Consider the following 16,602-nt stretch of genomic DNA (forward strand, 5'->3'; position numbering starts at 1 on the left):
TCAGAAAACGTGCACCCATCGAAGTCTTTTACAACCAGTCAGGAATTGCTTCCAAACCAGTTCGCAAGAACCTCGCCGTCCACGTTTCTCTTTCTTCTATTCTTCACAATGTCAAAGAGCTGACCCATCGCCGTCACCGGCTGACACGTCGATTGGAAGCAATGCTTCCTGAATTCCTTCAGAGAACACGATCTCAGCTCCGGTTGCCCGGCAGATCGTCTGCCCTGTCAGATTGCGCCGAACTGTGGGAGCAACAAGTGCTCGCGTCGTCAGCGCTGGCGGGTTGTATTCGAGACGCTTTAGTCTGTCAACAACCTATTTTCGTATTTCGTCAGAAGCCGAAACTTGAAAATCTGAAACCTAAATTGCTTTTGATTTCAGAGGCTTGCTTCCGTGCCCGCCGCCGTATGGCGCCGCGCTCTTCAGCGATGGGCGGGTTATAGGGATCGGTTTTGCACTTGGGAAGCCCCCAAATGACAAAACTGACATTTTTCAGCCTGCCCATCCTCGCCGCATGTGGAAAACTCGACCAAACGACCAGTGATTTCCGGCCTTTCCGGCGCCAGTTGCAAAGTGGGAGCTTTTCCCGCCGATTTCAAGTCCGGATCGGGACGGGCCTTGTCCCCCAGTTTTGCCGCATTTTTCGGTGATAGGGCAGAACCATTGCTAACGTGCGCGCGTGACTCTAGGTTTGTGCACGGCGCCTTGGCGTCCAAGCCGGCCAACCGGCGGGGCAAGACAGTACCACCAGCCTAATGAAGGATGGAGCGTTGAACGCGACGCAGAGACGACGCCATGCGGCCATGCTGCAGGCGACCGGCTATGAAGACGGTCCGGCGCTGACCGTGCAGTCCACCGATGGCGAAATCCCGCAGGGACGGGAGCTGAGCTTTGCCTGGCTCAGCGGCACCGTGCTGACAGGCCTGACCAGTGTTCTGTTGATGGGCGCCGCTCTCTATGTCTCATTTCAGGGGCAGGACACCTTCTCGACCGCCTATGCCGCACTCAATCTTGCGGCCCCTCGGGTCGAGCAGCCATTGGCGACCGATCTGACCTCCAAGACCTCGCGTCTTCGTCCCGTGGCGGCCACCCGCTCGGACCGTGAAATCATTGAGGCTGCCACCCGCCAGATCGTTGACGGCCGCGAGATCATCCGCAATCAGCCTTTCGTCCGCATCAGTGCGACCCTGGCCACCACGGCCACCTCGCTGTCGGCCGATGTGCCGGCATATGATCCGGTTGCCATACTCAACAAAGCCCAGCCTTTGACCAGCGCGGCGCTCGACATCGCCACCGATGTCTATGGCACCGACGTCGATGGCGAGGTCGCCGTCAATCAGTCGGCCATGCCGGACGATTTCGTGCCGAACCGCACGATTTCGGATCAGGGCGCCGCCGATTTTGTCCGCGCCATGGTCGGCGCGCCCTTCACCATTGATGGCGGCGGGCCGGCTCTGGCCTATGCCGCCCTGGCCCCGACCCTGCAGGATCTGGCAGCGTCGCAAGCCGATGCTGTGGCCGGGGTGGCCGAGAACGTCACGGTCGTCCCCAAGACGACATTGGCGTCTGGCGAAACACTGGGCCGCACCGAGCGCTTTCTGACGGTCCGCGAAATCGGCCCTCTGTCCGATACGCTGGTGCGCAATGGCTTCACACCGGCCCAGGTCGGGATGATTGAACGAACCCTCGCCAATCTGATGCCGGCGGCAGGCCTGCCGGCTGGCATTCGGTTGCGCATTCTCTATGGTCCCCATAGCACCGGCGCGGCCAGTCTTGTTCCCTATCGCATGTCGATCTACCGCCCTGAAGGTGCACCGGGGGATCGGCACATTGCCACCGTGGCGCTGAGCGACAACGGACAATATGTCGTTGGCCTGCAGCCGGACTGGGTGGATTTTCCGGCCGAAGATGTCGAGCAGATCAGTGTGGGCAATCTGCCCAGCATCTATCGCTCCATCTGGGAGACCGGCCGCAAGCACGATCTGAGCGATGCCACCATCGAGCGCATCATCGCCATGTTTGCCTATGATATCGACATGACCAAGCGCGTTGCCGCAGGCGACACCATCGAAATCCTTGAAGCCGGCGATACCGGGGACGGCGCCGAAGAGGAACTACTTTATGTGGGCCTGACATTGTCGGGCACCACGCGCCAGCTCTATCGCTTCACCACTGATGATGGGGTGGTCGATTTTTACGACCCCGACGGGGAAACCGGAAAGCGCTTCCTCAATCGCCGTCCGCTCGAAGGCGGTGGCACGCTGCGCTCGCGCTTTGGTTATCGCATCCACCCGATCTTCAAAACCCGCAGGCTCCATACCGGCGTCGACCTGGCCGCAAGGACCGGTACCCCGATCTATGCCTCGGGCGATGGTGTGATCAGCTATTACAAGTGGCAGTCCGGCTATGGCAACAAGGTCGAGATCCAGCACGTCAATGGCTATGAGACCGCCTATGGCCACATGTCCAGATTTGCCGAAGGTCTTGGTGTTGGCTCCCGCGTCCGGCAGGGCCAGGTCGTCGGCTATGTCGGCTCGACCGGCCAATCGACCGGCCCGCACTTGCATTTCGAAATCAAGATCAACGGCAACCTGGTCGACCCGCTCAGCGTCAAGTTGCCCAAGGACAATGTACTGGCCGCGCAATATCGAGACGAGTTCGACCAGACCATCGCCCAGATCAACGATCTGATGGCCCGCGACCCCGCACCGGTTTCAGTCGCCGAGGCGAACTAGAGCGCTTTCAGCAGAGCCGCGCCAAGGCGCGCGCTACTCCGGCCGCGCTACATAGACGGCCAGTTCATTGCCACCCGGCTCGCGGAAGTGGAATCGTCTCCCGCCGGGAAAATCGAACTGGGCACGAGTAATGACGCCACCGGCTCTGACAACCCGCCGCTCGGCGTCGTCCAGATCATCGGTGCGGACAACCGCCATGCTGGCCTGGACGCGTTCGGCCGCCTGATCGACGCCCCCGTCTATGCCCGCCCCGTCCAGCCCATCATAGTCGGGTCCATAGCTGACAATACCCCAACCGAAAGCGGCGCGGAAAAAACCGCTCGTGGCCCGCCTGTCGGTCGAAGGAAACTCGATATAGTCGATACGATCGTTCATTTTCCACTCCGGCACTCAGGCCATTTGTTCACTTTATGTTCTATTACGCACCTCGCGAATTTGCAAGGCTTATATGGAAGGGGCCGGTCCTCGGACCGGCCCCTTTTCGTTAGCCCAGCAGACGGCTAGGCCGCTGCCCCGGCCTCCGGCAATTCGCCTGGGCGAAGCACGATTCCGCTCTCATCGGCATCCACCACGACCCGATCTCCGTCGCTGACCTTGCCCGAGAGAATTTCCTCGGCCAGTTCATCCTGCACTTCACGCTGGATGACGCGCTTCAGCGGGCGGGCGCCATAGGCCGGATCATAGCCCTCATTGGCTAGCCATTCGCGGGCCTTCGGTGTCAGCTCGAGCGCAATGTCGCGATCCTTGAGCAGCCCTTCGAGCCGCCCGAACTGGATATCGACGATATTGCCCATATGTTCGCGCCCGAGGCGGTGGAACAGCAGGATCTCGTCGATCCGGTTGAGGAACTCGGGCCGGAACGCCGCCTTGACAGCGTCGAGGACCTTGCCACGAGCCAGGTCCACCGGCTCATCATCCTTGAGTTCCACCAGATATTCGGCACCCAGATTCGAGGTGAGGATCACCACCGTATTGCGGAAGTCCACCGTGCGACCCTGGCCATCGGTCAACCGGCCATCATCGAGCACCTGCAGCAGCACGTTGAAGACGTCCGGATGAGCCTTTTCGATCTCGTCGAACAGGATCACCTGGTAAGGCCGACGCCGCACGGCTTCGGTCAACACCCCGCCTTCATCGTAACCGACATAGCCTGGAGGCGCGCCGATCAACCTGGCCACCGAGTGCTTCTCCATGAATTCGGACATATCGAGCCGCACCATGGCGGTTTCGTCGTCGAACAGGAATTGCGCCAGGGCCTTGGTCAGCTCGGTCTTGCCCACGCCGGTGGGTCCCAGGAACATGAACGAACCAATCGGCCGGTTCGGGTCCTGCAAGCCGGCACGCGAACGCCGCACCGCCTTGGCGACCGCCGCCACCGCCTCGGTTTGCCCGATCACCCGGGCGCCCAGCGAGGTTTCCATATGCAACAGCTTTTCGCGCTCGCCTTCCATCATCCGGTCGACCGGAATGCCGGTCCAGCGCGACACCACCTGGGCAATGTCCGTGGGTTCAACGGTCTCCTTTGCCATCACCGGATCGGGCTGGCCGTCGCCATCTGCATCATCCGCACTGGCAAGCCGCTTTTCCAGATCCGGGATGACGCCATAGGCCAGCTCGCCGGCCTTGGCCAGATCACCCTGGCGCTGTGCAATCTCAAGCTGGCTGCGAGCGGCATCGAGCTCTTCTTTGATCCTGGTGGAACCCTGCAGCCGCTCCTTCTCGGCCAGCCATTTGGCCGAGAGAGTCTGTGCCTGCTCTTCGAGCCCCGCAAGATCGTGTTCAAGCCGCTCGAGCCGGGCCTTGGACCCCTCATCTGTCTCTTTCTTGAGCGCCTCGCGTTCGATCTTGAGCTGCATGATCTTGCGATCCAGCTCGTCCAGAGCTTCGGGCTTGCTGTCGACCGCCATGCGCAGCCGCGCAGCCGCCTCGTCCATCAGATCGATGGCCTTGTCGGGCAGGAAGCGGTCAGTGATATAGCGGTTCGACAGCGTCGCTGCACTGACCAGCGCCGAGTCGGCAATGCGAATGCCGTGATGCAGCTCATATTTTTCCTTAAGGCCTCGCAGGATCGAAATGGTGTCTTCCACCGTGGGCTCGGACACGAAGACCGGCTGGAAGCGCCGGGCCAGAGCCGGGTCCTTTTCGACATGCTTGCGATATTCATCCAGCGTGGTCGCACCGACGCAGTGCAGCTCACCGCGCGCCAAAGCTGGCTTGAGCAGGTTGGACGCATCCATGGCACCCTCGCTCTTGCCCGCGCCGACCAGCGTATGCATCTCGTCAATGAACAGGATGATCTGCCCCTCAGCGGCCTGAACCTCCGATAGCACGGATTTCAGCCGTTCTTCGAACTCACCGCGATATTTGGCGCCGGCGATCAGCGCGCCCATGTCGAGCGCGAGCAGGCTCTTGTTCTTGAGCGATTCCGGGACGTCGCCATTGACGATGCGGATCGCCAGGCCTTCGGCAATCGCCGTCTTGCCCACGCCCGGTTCGCCAATCAGTACCGGATTGTTCTTGGTCCGGCGGCTCAGCACCTGAATGGTGCGGCGGATTTCCTCGTCGCGCCCGATCACCGGGTCGAGCCGGCCTTCGCGCACGTCCTCGGTGAGGTCGCGCGCATATTTCTTGAGCGCGTCATATGTGTTTTCCGCCGACGCACTGTCTGCGGTCCGGCCCTTGCGGATTTCCTCAATGGCCGTGTTAAGTCCCTGCGCGGTCACCCCGGCCGAACTCAGCACCTTGCCGGCATCGCTATCCTTCTCGATCACCAGCGCCAGCAGCAGCCGCTCAACCGTGACAAAGCTGTCCCCGGCCTTCTGTGCCGCCTGTTCGGCGGTGTCGAAGACCTTGGCCAACTCGCGGCTGAGATAAAGCTGCCCGGCATCGCCGGAAACCTTGGGAATCTTGTTCAGTGCCGCCTCGACACCCGCCCGCGCTGCCTTGGGATCTCCCCCGGCGCGCCCGATCAGCCCATTGGCCATGCCCTGGTCGTCATCAAGCAGAACCTTGAGCAGGTGGATCGGCGAAAACTGCTGGTGGCCCTTGCCCAGGGCCGCGGTCTGCGCGCTCTGAATGAAGCCGCGCGCCCGCTCGGTGTATTTTTCGATATTCAATGCAACTCTCCTTGTCTCGCCCGCCACCCGGCCCAGCAAAGGCACCGGCATGACGTCGGAAGCGTCGTTCGAACCATGCCCATATTGGCGCATCGTCCGACCTAGATGTAGGTCATTCAAGCGCGAACAAAAGGGGCTCGAGAGGAGAATCTCCACCCAGCAGGGTGGGGTCGTTGATTGCCAACAAAAATGCCGGGCATCGGGCCCGGCATTTGATGGTTTTCAACGCGCCTTATTCGGCAGCATTGCCTGTCAGGAAGGCCGGCAGTTCCGGCGTCGGCTCAGGCTGCGCGCCGCTGGCATCAGCCGGTGCAGCACCCGCCTCACCGCCAGCATTGCGGCGACGGCGCGGGCGGCGTTCACGCGGCTTGCGGGCAGGCTGATCGCTCTCACCCTCGGCCGACGCTGCCGCGGCATCCTCACCGGGCTTGTCGCCCGCCTCGGCTGCGGCCGGAGCCTGCTCGCTTTCGCCGTCATTGTTCTGCTGAGCCGGCTGGGGCGGCTGCGGCGACGAGAAACGCGAATTGACGTCATTGCCGTCATCTTCGAACTCGTTCTCGTCCTGGCTCTGTCCGTCGCGCGGACCATTCATGGCCTGCTGGGCGGAGGAAACAATACGGAAATAATGCTCGGCATGCTGCAGATAATTCTCGGCCATCACCGAATCGCCCGAGGATTGGGCGTCGCGGGCGAGCTGCATATATTTCTCGGCAACGTGGGAGGCATTGCCGCGAACCTTAACGTCAGGTCCGTTGCTCTCATAATTGCGCGACAGCGGATTGACATGTTTGCGTCCGCCGTTCCGGCCACGCTGCCGGTTCTTGTTCTGATTAGGTCTCATCGGGTCGCTTTGTCTAACTCTAAAAAGCTAAGCGTCACATCAATGGGCGGACCGGCGCAAAAGGCCCGATCTGGCCCTGACTCCGTCGGCGGTAAGTGCGCACCGGGCGGAATCTCGTCTGGCTTCATGAAGACCGAATGCGGTCGGCAGCGACCCTGGACAAGTCCATCCCGTCCCCCGCGTCGTCCCGGTCTTCCGGAACCGCGCTGCACCAGCAGCTCACTGCATTTTGGATCGGGTGTGATCGCCGCGGCGCCCATGATGCGCCATTGACAGCAGTCATAAACTAACCGCTTCGGCCCGGTTTGACTAGCACAAACTGCGCCTTGTCCAAATCGGACGCTCTATTTGTCCTTCAGGTGGTGCCCTGAAATCACACGATCAAGGCCATTGAGGTCCTTGTGAACGACAATATCGGCAAAACCGTGTTCGGCGAAAAGGGCGCTGACACTGCTGCCCTGATCATAGCCGATTTCCACCAGCACCTGGCCGCCCGGCACCAGGAACGCCTGCGCCAGTGCCGCAATGACTCGATAGGGGGCCAACCCGTCCGGCCCGCCATCCAGCGCCAGCCGAGGGTCGAAATCCTTCACCTCGGGCGCCAGCGTCTCGACAACAGCGCTGGTGATATAGGGGGGATTGGAGACGATGAGATCGAATTTTCTCACGCTTTCCTCATTGCCAGCCAGCGCCTCGAACCAGCTCCCCCGCGCAAAACCCAATCGATCCACCACGCCATGCCGCGTCGCATTACCCCGCGCCATCTCCAGCGCCTCTGGGCTGATATCGGTCGCCAACCCAGTGGCATCGGAACGGTTGGCCAGCACGGCAACAGGAATGCAACCGGTGCCTGTCCCCAGATCAAGCAGGCTTCCGCCTTCCGGCAGCGTCTTGATCGCCAGCTCCACCAGGAGCTCGGTATCGGACCGGGGCTCCAGCGTCGCGGCATTGAGGGCAAAGGCGAGGCCGAAAAATTCCCGCTCGCCGATAATGCGCGCCACCGATTCCCCGCCCATCCGCCGCTGTAGAAGCGCGGCGACCCGTGCGGCATCCGCGTCGGCGACAGGGTCCCGCTCACGCGTCGCAAGCGCCAGCGCGTCCAGTCCCAGTGCATGACCAGTGAGCAGCTTGGCGTCGAGTGCGGCGGTTTCAAAACCGAGCCGGCCCAGCACGTCGCGCCAGCCGCGCCAGAGCGCGCCAATACTGAGATTTTCGCTCAGTTGCCCTGCTCCATGGTGGCAAGCTGGGCCGCCTGGTGTTCCGTGATCAGCGCTTCGATCAGCTCATCCAGCGCCTCGCCGGTGATGACCTTGTCGAGCTTGTAGAGCGTGAGATTGATACGGTGATCGGTGACACGGCCCTGTGGGAAGTTATAGGTGCGGATGCGCTCGGAGCGATCACCCGACCCAACCTGTCCCTTGCGCTCGGCCGAACGGGCGCTGTCGCGTTCTTCGCGCTGCATCTCATAGAGCCTTGAGCGCAGCACGATCATCGCCTGGGCCCGGTTCTGATGCTGAGATTTCATCGCCGAGGTGACCACAAGCCCGGTCGGGATGTGGGTGATGCGCACCGCCGAATCGGTGGTGTTGACATGCTGCCCGCCGGCGCCCGAGGCGCGCATCGTATCGATGCGGATATCCTCGTTGCGGATTTCGATGTCGATATCTTCGACTTCGGGCAGCACCGCCACTGTCGCGGCAGAGGTGTGAATACGGCCCGAACCCTCGGTCGCCGGAACACGCTGCACCCGGTGCACGCCGCTTTCATATTTCATCCGGGCATAGACGCCCTTGCCCGACACATTGGCAATGATTTCCTTAAAGCCCCCCATCTCGCCGGGGCTCTCTTCCATCACCGTCACTTTCCAGCCATGTGAGGCCGCATAGCGCTCATACATGCGGAACAGATCACCGGCGAACAGCGCCGCCTCATCGCCACCCGTGCCGCCACGGATTTCCAGGATAATGGATTTCTCGTCCGCCTCGTCCTTGGGCAGCAGCATGATACGGATCGATTGTTCGAGCTGCTCGATCCTCTCGTCCAGCGCCTCGATTTCCATTTCGGCCATTTCGGCCATTTCCTTGTCGCCGCTTTTCAGCAGCGCCTCGGCCTCGGCATGGTCCTTGAGGGCCTTCTTGTAGGCGGTGATTTCGCCCACGATCTCGCTGAGATCTGAATGCTCCTTGGAGAGCTTGGCCAGCTCATCCGGGCTCGCGCCACCACTGAGCGCGGCTTCAATATATTGAAACCGCGTTTCGAGGGCGTCGAGCTTGTCCTGGGGCAGGTTGGGCATTCTTGGTCTTTCAGCGAAATTACGCTCCGGGGTGTAATGACCCCGGCGCGCAACATCAAGCGGCCAATGCCGCTTGCTACCCCATGGGGAGGTTCTGCTTTTCCGCCCATTCGGTCAGCAAATTGCGCACCGAATTGCCATTGGACCCGACGCTGAGCGCCTCGGAGATGGCGGCCTTGACCGGCTCCAGTTCGAGATTGAGGATCATTTCCTTGATCGGACCGATCGAAGCCGGCCCCATGGATAGCCGCGTCATGCCGATGGCCATCAGCGCCAGCGCTTCCATCGGCTTGCCGGCCAGCTCGCCACACATGGTGACCAGCTTGTTGTGGCGGGCGGCGGCATCCACCACCAGGCGAATGGCCCGCAGCCGCGGCAGGGCGATGGGATCATACGCCTTGGAGACGCGCGGATTGGCGCGGTCGGCCGCTGTCAGGAACTGCACCAGATCGTTCGATCCGATCGAGACAAAGTCGCTTTCGGGCATTATCTGGTCCAGCTCGAACAGCAGCGAGGGCACTTCCACCATCGCCCCGATCTCGACCTTTTCCGGCACAGCCTGTCCCGCCCGCCTGAGCCGGTCCATTTCCTTGCAGAGCACCTGTTTGGTTTGCCGAAACTCGAAGGTCTCGGTGACCATGGGCACCAGGATCTTGAGCGGACGACCCCGCGCTGCCAGCAGCAGCGCCCGGATCTGGGTGCGCAACAGGCCCGGCCGGTCCAGCCCGAGTCGGATTGAGCGATAGCCCATGGCCGGATTTTCCTCGGCCGCCGAGCGCAGATAGGGCACCACCTTGTCGCCGCCAATATCGAGCAGGCGGAACACCACCGGCCGGTCCCCGGCGATTTCCATCGCCTCGGCATAAAGCTCGACCTGCTCCTGCAGACGCGGCAAGCGGCTGGCGATCATGAACTGTAGCTCGGTGCGGAACAGCCCGACCCCGGCCGCGCCGGTATCGTCGAGCATGGGCAGATCCGCCACCAGCCCCGAATTGTGCAGCAGCGTGATCTCGACGCCGTCCTTGGTGACGCTCGGCCTGTCCTTGAGCGCGGCATAATGGGCGCGCCGACGCGCCGAAATCCGCACCTTGTCGATATAGGTCTGCTCGACATCGGGCGTGGGGCGCAGATGCACCTGACCCAGCGGGCCATCGAGAATAATGTCGTCGCCGCCTTCGCACATCGAAACGATCGACTGCGCCTGCCCCACCGCGACAATGCCCAGCGAGCGCGCGACAATGGCCACATGCGCCGTCGCCCCGCCTTCTTCGAGCACCACGCCGCGCAGCTTCTTGCGGTCATATTCGAGCAGTTCGGCGGGCCCCATATTGCGGGCCACCAGAATGGCGTTCTCCGGCAGGTCGCGATGCGCCGGCTGGTTGGTATTGGTCAGAACACGCAGCAGCCGGTTGGCCAGATCGTCAAGATCGTGCAGCCGGTCGCGAATATAGGGGTCGGTCTGGCGCTGCATGCGCGCGCGGGTATCGTTCTGCACCCGCTCGACCGCCGCTTCGGCCGAAAGCCCATTGTCGATCGCCTCGGTTAGCCGGTTCACCCAGCCCCGGTCATTGGCGAACATGCGATAGGTCTCGAGAATTTCCCGGTGATCCGAGGTCGGCTGCATATCGCCATGGTCGAGCATGGCGTCGATCGACACGCGCATCGAGGCCAGCGCCGCATCAAGCCGCTGCTTTTCCGCATCGGTGTCTTCGGCAATGAAATTGGTCACCACGACGCGCGGATCGTGCAGCACCACTTTGCCGAGCGCGATGCCATCGGTGAAGCTGACGCCGTTGAACATGCGAGGCCGCCTGAGATCGATATCCGATCCTGGCTTGATCAGATTGTCGAAATCGCTGGTAGCGATCATCTCGGCCAGGATTGTGGCCGTGGTCAGCATCGCCTCGGTTTCGTCCTCGCCATAGTGGCGCCGGTCGGCATTCTGTACCACCAGCACGCCCAGCGTCTGGCCGGCCCGCAGCACCGGCACGCCGAGGAAGGAGTTGTATTTTTCCTCGCCCGTCTCTGGCCGGTAGGCAAAGGCAGGGTGGCTTGTGGCGTCGTCCAGGCTGAGCGGCTCGGCCTCGGCAGCAATCAGGCCCACCAGGCCTTCGCCCAGGCGCAACGTCGTCAAATGGACCGATTCGGTGTTCAGGCCGCGCGTGGCGAACAGTTCAAGCGCGCCATCATCGCGCAGCACATAGAACGAGCACACATCGGCCCGCATGTTCTCGGCGATCAGGCCCACGATTTTGTCGAGACGTTCCTGCGAAGCCAGGGGCTCCGCCATCGTCTCGCGCAACTGCCGCAGCAGCACCCTTGGGCCGCCTATGGTCGTGACCATGCCTCTCCAAGGCGGCCCGCAAAGCCGCCCCCCTATTTGAAGGACGCGGCCCTTGTCCCCTCGACTGGGTCAGGCGTCCTGTCTGTCCAGACCGTAATAGGTGTGCAAGGCGCGAACCGCAAGCTCGGCATATTCTTCATCGATCAACACCGAGGTCTTGATTTCCGAAGTGGTGATGAGCTGGATATTGATGCCCTTGTCGGCCAGCGCCTTGAACATCGAGGACGCAACACCGGCGTGAGAGCGCATGCCCACGCCCACTACCGAGACCTTGGCACCGCCCTTGGAGCCGGAAAGACGGGCATATTCGAACCGTCCGCCATTGTCTTCCAGCGCCTTGACCGCCTTGTCATATTCGCTGTCGGGCACCGTAAAGGTGATGTCGGTCGTCGCACCATCATCGGCAATATTCTGCACGATCATGTCCACGATAATGCCCTTGTCGGCCAGCGTGCCGAAAATGGCGGCGGCGACGCCGGGGCTGTCCTTGACCTTGCGCAGGGTGATCTTGGCTTCGGCCTTGGCGAGCGTCACGCCCGAAACGATCTGCTGTTCCATGATCTCATCCTCATCGCAGACAAGCGTGCCGGGCACACCCGGCGTCCCATCGGGCGCGATCTGCGGCGCGTCCGGGTCATCGAAACTGGAGCGGACGGTCAGGCGCACCTTGTGCGCCATGGCCATTTCCACCGAGCGGATCATCAGCACCTTGGCGCCGAGCGAGGCCATTTCCAGCATTTCCTCGAAGGAAATCTTGGTCATGCGCTGCGCCTTGGGCACGATGCGCGGGTCGGTGGTATAGACGCCATCGACGTCCGTGTAGATGTCACACCGATCCGCCTTGACCGCTGCTGCGACCGCGACCGCCGAGGTATCCGAGCCGCCCCGGCCGAGCGTCGTGACGCGGCCATGCGGTGAAATGCCCTGAAAGCCGGTGATCACCGGCACCCAGCCTTCGCGCATGCGCTTGTCGAGCTCGGTCGGATCGATATCGGTGATGCGCGCCGCGCCATGGGAATCGTCTGTGTGGATGGGCACCTGCCAGCCGGCGAAACTGCGCGACTGAATGCCCATTTCCGAGAGAACGATCGCCATCAGCCCAGCCGTGACCTGCTCGCCCGAGGCAACCACCGCGTCATACTCACGCGCGTCGTGAAACTTGGAGGCTTCGTTGACCCAGCCGACCAGCTCATTGGTCTTGCCGCTCATGGCCGAAACTACAACGGCAACTTCGTTGCCCGCCTCGACCTCGCGCTTGATATGGCGCGCCGCATTGCGGATGCGCTCGACATTGGCCACCGAAGTGCCACCGAACTTGACGACGATACGGGCCAAGACAGTTTCCCCGCTGATCCGCCGAACCCGGCGTTACGCTTTAGTGTTGGGCGCGACATGCCACAAAGCCGTTGCGCAATCAATGGGCATCACAATCCTGCCAGTTCTCCCCCATTGAGGGGATAGTCCAATACCGGCACGGCGCTAAATTGCCCCAATCATCGGGAGCACCCTAGTATGCGGCATCTGTCGGTTTGCCTTGCGCTTTGTGCCAGCCTTATGCTTGGCCCCATCCTCGCAGCAGAGCCTGATGAGCAGAATTTTCTCAAACTCAAGGCCGGCGAGGCGTTCGACGCCCAATGCAATCTGTTCAAGCAGTTCGAGCGAAATTTCATCTCCATTCTGGAAACCGACTACAAGGCAGAAACTGCCATATATGCCGACTGGCAATCCGGCATGGTCGATGAAGTGGCCTACCAGACGCACCTTGATGGGCTGATTGCCGAAGCCAACGCCATCGCCGACGAGATCGGCTGCCGTCCGCCCGCCGCCCCACATGTGGACTGGCTCCGCAGCCAGATCGTGCCACTGCTCTATACTGATCTTGTCATCGCATTCGACACAGGTGGCCTCTCGGATGAGGAGAAGGCGGCCGGGCTGACCTATGAAAACATGATGGCCTCCCACTACGGGGAGAACTGGCCGCCAGCAGCGGAATATTTCCAGGCAGATGCCGCGCGACAGCTTCGCGAAGCGCAGGAGCAGGACAGCGCATTCGATGTCCTTCCCGATTTCTCATTTTTGGACGACACAGAGTATGATTTTGCCGAAAGCGCGCTACGCAGCAAAGCGGCCCGGACACTCAACAGTATTCTGTTCGAAATCGCGGTGGAGCGGCAGGACTTGCACCTTCGCCCTGGTTTTGGAGAGCGCGGCGGTATCGTCGAAATACAGGGGGCGTATAACATTGCTGTGGCCGACATTTGGCGTTCAGGGGAAACCTTCGCCCTGCTCGAAGACGGAACCAGAATTCACGCTGCGCTGACCGTTCTACCATTCGGCTCTATCCGGGTCATGGTCTTCGGACCCGAAGCCGAGAGGCTGGCAGGAGGCGGCGTCAGTTATTTGCTGCCGGAGGGGCCACTGCCCGAAGGCTTCTCCAGCGAGACGGAGTTCTATGCCGACCCGGCCTGGCGTCAGTCGGCCTCGCGCTTTGAAGCCACGCTGATCGACGATCCCTGCCTTGGCGGCCCCTGCTTCGAGCTCCCATATGACACAATGACCGCCATAATGCGCGCTGGCGAAGGGCGCTTGGCGCAATTGGTATTCCGCGAGAACCTTTCCACGCCCCTGCCGCCGCCCGGTGAGCCAAACGCGGCCCTGACCCCCATACGGCCAACGGCGCTGTTCCGCCGCGCCGAAATCCTGGCCGCGCTAGACTAGGCCCCTGCGACGCCGCCGCGCCTTGCCCCTGCCCCGGCCTGCAGGTCATATGGCGGCATAAGGAGCCGTGCGATGAACAACACCACCGTCAATGATGCCGAAATCGCCAAATTCACGGCCATGGCCGAACAATGGTGGGACCCCAAGGGCAAGTTCAAGCCGCTGCACAAGTTCAACCCGGTGCGGATGCGCTATATCCGCGACCACCTGATCCGGCATTTTGATCGCGATCCGTCCGTACTGCGCCCCTTCGAGGGGCTGCGCATTCTCGATGTCGGCTGCGGTGGCGGCCTGTTGTGCGAACCGCTGACCCGCTTGGGCGCCACGGTAACCGGCATCGACGCAGCCGAGCGCAATATCGCCATCGCGAAAATTCACGCCGAGCGGTCCGGGCTTGAGATCGACTATCGCGCCACTACCAGCGAGGCCCTGGTCGCGGCGGGGGAAAGCTTCGATGTGGTGCTCAACATGGAAGTGGTCGAGCATGTCGATAATGTCCCGCTCTACATGAAGAGCTGCGCCGACCTGGTGGCCCCGGGCGGGCTGATGTTCACCGCCACGCTCAACCGCACCGCCCGCTCCTGGGCCCTGGCGATCATCGGGGCCGAATATGTGCTGCGCTGGCTGCCGCGCGGCACCCATGACTGGAAGAAGTTCCTCACCCCTGAGGAAATCATCGCCCAGTTGCAGCGCAACGGCCTCAACGTGATCGACCAGACCGGCGTGACCTTCAATCCGCTGGCCGATGAATGGCGCGCCTCCCCCGACATGGCGGTCAACTACATGGTGCTGGCCGCCCGCCCGGCCTGAACCGCCGCGAGGCCGGCCGCCTGGGGGAGACGACCGGCCCGCTACGCCCTGACTGGAGGCAGAGTCAGAACACGTAGACCATCAGCGTCGCGCCCTGCTTGTGCACGCCCAGCACATGGCCCGGGCGATACTGGGTGCGGCTGAGGGCGGCGTTGATCAGGGGATCCTGCGCCACCGCGCCAATCATGCGGTGGTAGTCGCCGTTGGCGGCGAGCCAATTGGCCATCTGGCGTCGCAGATCGGCGCAGACCTTGATCGGAATGAGCTGAATGCCGCTGGCCCGGTTCCAGCCGCGGGTCGAGCTTTTCTGGAACAGCGCCATCAACTGGCTCGGATTGGCATTGTTGGCGCAGACCGCCGTGATGCCGGCCGCAGACGGCGAAGACGAATTTCCGCGATTGCCGAAATTGAACCAGCCGCCGTTGGAGCCACTATTGCCATTGGAGCCGTTCGCGCCATTGGAGCCGCTGCCTCCGCCCCCGCCAGAGCCACCGTTCCCGCCGTTACCACCATTGCCGCCGCTTGAACCGGTACCGACATCGACACTGATAAGGCTGTCGGAGCCACCAACATTCACATTGGCTTCGACACCGCCCAGATTGGCATTGACATCGGCAATGCCTTCCGACCCCAGTACCGAGGCATCCACCACCGGCGAGGAGCCGCCACCGACATTGGCGGTCACGGCGCCGCCGCTGCCACCAACGCCGACATTGACCAGCCCGCTATCCCCGGCATTGCCCGAATTGATGGTGACCAGCGCGCCGCTGTCACCGTCCCCGATAATGCCGAGCACGCTGTCGCCGCCCGAACCGCCGCCACCCAACACACCGCCGAGCAGCCCATCGGCCGAGGCCATTGATGGCATCAACACAACCGACACCATGACGGCTGCAATCATACGCTTGTACAACATGATCATCTCCCAATAAGCGATGGCTAGAGCCACCATGGGGGCGATCATCACGGGCACAAGCGGCGCCGTAATCCGCAGTTCTACCAAGTCCGGCCGGCAAGTTTGCCGGAGTGGTAAACTGCCGTGGTTAAACAGAGCGGCAGAAAAAGCGCCAAACACATCTCGCCGCCGCCCCCAGAAACACCCCCTGCAGATGGGTTTTGTCTGCATGACCGGAAAGCGAATTCATCAGCGTGAGAATGGACGGGCATAAATATTTGCCCTCCACTCCGCGGGGGAATGGAGGGCAGGTATTTGGACCTTTCGTCCGCTCAGGCCTTGAGCAGATCCTTGCGCCCGACTGACAGCACCAGCCGGTCTGCTTCTACCCTGTCGATATGCTCGGGGAAGATATAGCGGTCCGAGGCGAGAAATCCGTCGGCGTCGAGCCGCACGAACCCCTCGCGCAGGGCCTTCTCCTGCATTTCGCGGGGCAGGCCATCATCGGGGTGGAACAGATCGGCCAACAGGCCGGCCAAGTCGTTGCGCTGCCGCTCCAGCACCGGGCTGACACCGGCCGCGTCCACATCGGGCGCCTCAGGCGCTTCATCAGTGCTGCGAAAGGCCTCGACCGTGCCGATCGGCTGCATGGCATTGTCCACGACCCGCATGCCTTCGTGGATAGAGACGGGAATAGCGTCCATGGTTTCCTCCTTTGGTGGTTGACAAACCAACGCGGCACGCGCGGCCCCGTTCCACCGGTCCAATCCGGAGTGGCCGGTGCAAATGTGAACACGCGAGCGTGAACCTCTTCTGTCGGTTGACGTTTTCGTTTTCCAAACAGGAACGA

General features: G+C 62.1%; 13 protein-coding genes. 4 read left to right on the top strand and 9 right to left on the bottom strand.

Annotated elements, in window-relative coordinates:
- Both DDE76_RS19645 and DDE76_RS17265 read left to right on the top strand, forming a co-directional pair.
- A partial coding sequence (locus tag DDE76_RS19645) for a hypothetical protein (RefSeq protein ID WP_157955877.1) occupies positions 1–443 on the top strand: 443 nt, incomplete at its 5' end.
- A gap of 327 nt (positions 444–770) precedes the next feature.
- Positions 771–2,735: a M23 family metallopeptidase gene (locus DDE76_RS17265; protein WP_157955878.1), complete on the top strand. Its 1,965-nt coding sequence runs from the start codon at positions 771–773 to the stop codon at positions 2,733–2,735.
- Between the two features lie 33 nt (positions 2,736–2,768).
- On the opposite strand, the gene DDE76_RS17270 is transcribed toward DDE76_RS17265, so the two are convergent.
- The 7 genes from DDE76_RS17270 to DDE76_RS17300 all read right to left on the bottom strand — a co-directional run bounded on the left by DDE76_RS17270 (position 2,769) and on the right by DDE76_RS17300 (position 12,664).
- A complete protein-coding gene (locus DDE76_RS17270; protein ID WP_104893001.1) occupies positions 2,769–3,110 on the bottom strand; it encodes a VOC family protein in 342 nt (113 codons plus the stop codon).
- Between the two features lie 125 nt (positions 3,111–3,235).
- On the bottom strand, positions 3,236–5,851 hold the full coding sequence (clpB, locus tag DDE76_RS17275) for an ATP-dependent chaperone ClpB (RefSeq protein WP_104894868.1): 2,616 nt from the start codon (positions 5,849–5,851) through the stop codon (positions 3,236–3,238).
- Between the two features lie 232 nt (positions 5,852–6,083).
- Positions 6,084–6,692, bottom strand: coding sequence for a DUF4167 domain-containing protein (locus DDE76_RS17280; RefSeq protein WP_104893000.1), 609 nt, complete (start codon positions 6,690–6,692; stop codon positions 6,084–6,086).
- 344 nt (positions 6,693–7,036) lie between these two features.
- Complete coding sequence (gene prmC / locus DDE76_RS17285; protein WP_342748404.1) at positions 7,037–7,912, bottom strand: peptide chain release factor N(5)-glutamine methyltransferase; 876 nt, start codon at positions 7,910–7,912, stop codon at positions 7,037–7,039.
- Complete coding sequence (prfA, locus tag DDE76_RS17290) at positions 7,909–8,985, bottom strand: peptide chain release factor 1 (RefSeq protein WP_104892998.1); 1,077 nt, start codon at positions 8,983–8,985, stop codon at positions 7,909–7,911. Before prfA ends, prmC begins: the two co-directional genes overlap by 4 nt.
- A 76-nt stretch (positions 8,986–9,061) precedes the next feature.
- On the bottom strand, positions 9,062–11,329 hold the full coding sequence (ptsP, locus tag DDE76_RS17295; protein WP_104892997.1) for a phosphoenolpyruvate--protein phosphotransferase: 2,268 nt from the start codon (positions 11,327–11,329) through the stop codon (positions 9,062–9,064).
- 69 nt (positions 11,330–11,398) lie between these two features.
- Positions 11,399–12,664 (bottom strand): aspartate kinase, encoded by a 1,266-nt coding sequence (locus DDE76_RS17300; RefSeq protein WP_104892996.1) that lies wholly within the window; start codon positions 12,662–12,664, stop codon positions 11,399–11,401.
- Between the two features lie 177 nt (positions 12,665–12,841).
- Between DDE76_RS17300 and DDE76_RS17305 the strand changes: the two genes are divergently transcribed.
- Together DDE76_RS17305 and ubiG are read left to right on the top strand one after the other, a co-directional pair.
- Positions 12,842–14,047 (top strand): hypothetical protein, encoded by a 1,206-nt coding sequence (locus DDE76_RS17305; protein WP_157955879.1) that lies wholly within the window; start codon positions 12,842–12,844, stop codon positions 14,045–14,047.
- A 72-nt stretch (positions 14,048–14,119) separates the two neighbouring features.
- Positions 14,120–14,857 carry a bifunctional 2-polyprenyl-6-hydroxyphenol methylase/3-demethylubiquinol 3-O-methyltransferase UbiG gene (gene ubiG, locus DDE76_RS17310; protein WP_104892994.1) on the top strand — a complete coding sequence of 246 codons (738 nt, stop codon included), beginning with the start codon at positions 14,120–14,122 and terminating at the stop codon, positions 14,855–14,857.
- 64 nt (positions 14,858–14,921) lie between these two features.
- On the opposite strand, the gene DDE76_RS19440 is transcribed toward ubiG, so the two are convergent.
- Positions 14,922–15,773, bottom strand: coding sequence for a hypothetical protein (locus DDE76_RS19440; RefSeq protein ID WP_157955880.1), 852 nt, complete (start codon positions 15,771–15,773; stop codon positions 14,922–14,924).
- Between the two features lie 311 nt (positions 15,774–16,084).
- On the bottom strand, positions 16,085–16,456 hold the full coding sequence (locus tag DDE76_RS17325) for a hypothetical protein (RefSeq protein WP_108463713.1): 372 nt from the start codon (positions 16,454–16,456) through the stop codon (positions 16,085–16,087).
- Positions 16,457–16,602: the final 146 nt, after the last annotated feature.

This window comes from Devosia indica, from assembly GCF_003056405.1.
Taxonomy (GTDB): domain Bacteria; phylum Pseudomonadota; class Alphaproteobacteria; order Rhizobiales; family Devosiaceae; genus Devosia; species Devosia indica.

Bases quoted from the DNA above. Each gene is read 5' to 3' on its own strand.
- DDE76_RS17270 (WP_104893001.1), bottom strand. From the start codon at position 3,110: ATGAACGATCGTATCGACTATATCGAGTTTCCTTCGACCGACAGGCGG.
- DDE76_RS17280 (WP_104893000.1), bottom strand. From the start codon at position 6,692: ATGAGACCTAATCAGAACAAGAACCGGCAGCGTGGCCGGAACGGCGGA.
- prfA (WP_104892998.1), bottom strand. From the start codon at position 8,985: ATGCCCAACCTGCCCCAGGACAAGCTCGACGCCCTCGAAACGCGGTTT.
- ptsP (WP_104892997.1), bottom strand. From the start codon at position 11,329: ATGGTCACGACCATAGGCGGCCCAAGGGTGCTGCTGCGGCAGTTGCGC.
- DDE76_RS17305 (WP_157955879.1), top strand. From the start codon at position 12,842: ATGCGGCATCTGTCGGTTTGCCTTGCGCTTTGTGCCAGCCTTATGCTT.
- ubiG (WP_104892994.1), top strand. From the start codon at position 14,120: ATGAACAACACCACCGTCAATGATGCCGAAATCGCCAAATTCACGGCC.
- DDE76_RS19440 (WP_157955880.1), bottom strand. From the start codon at position 15,773: ATGTTGTACAAGCGTATGATTGCAGCCGTCATGGTGTCGGTTGTGTTG.
- DDE76_RS17325 (WP_108463713.1), bottom strand. From the start codon at position 16,456: ATGGACGCTATTCCCGTCTCTATCCACGAAGGCATGCGGGTCGTGGAC.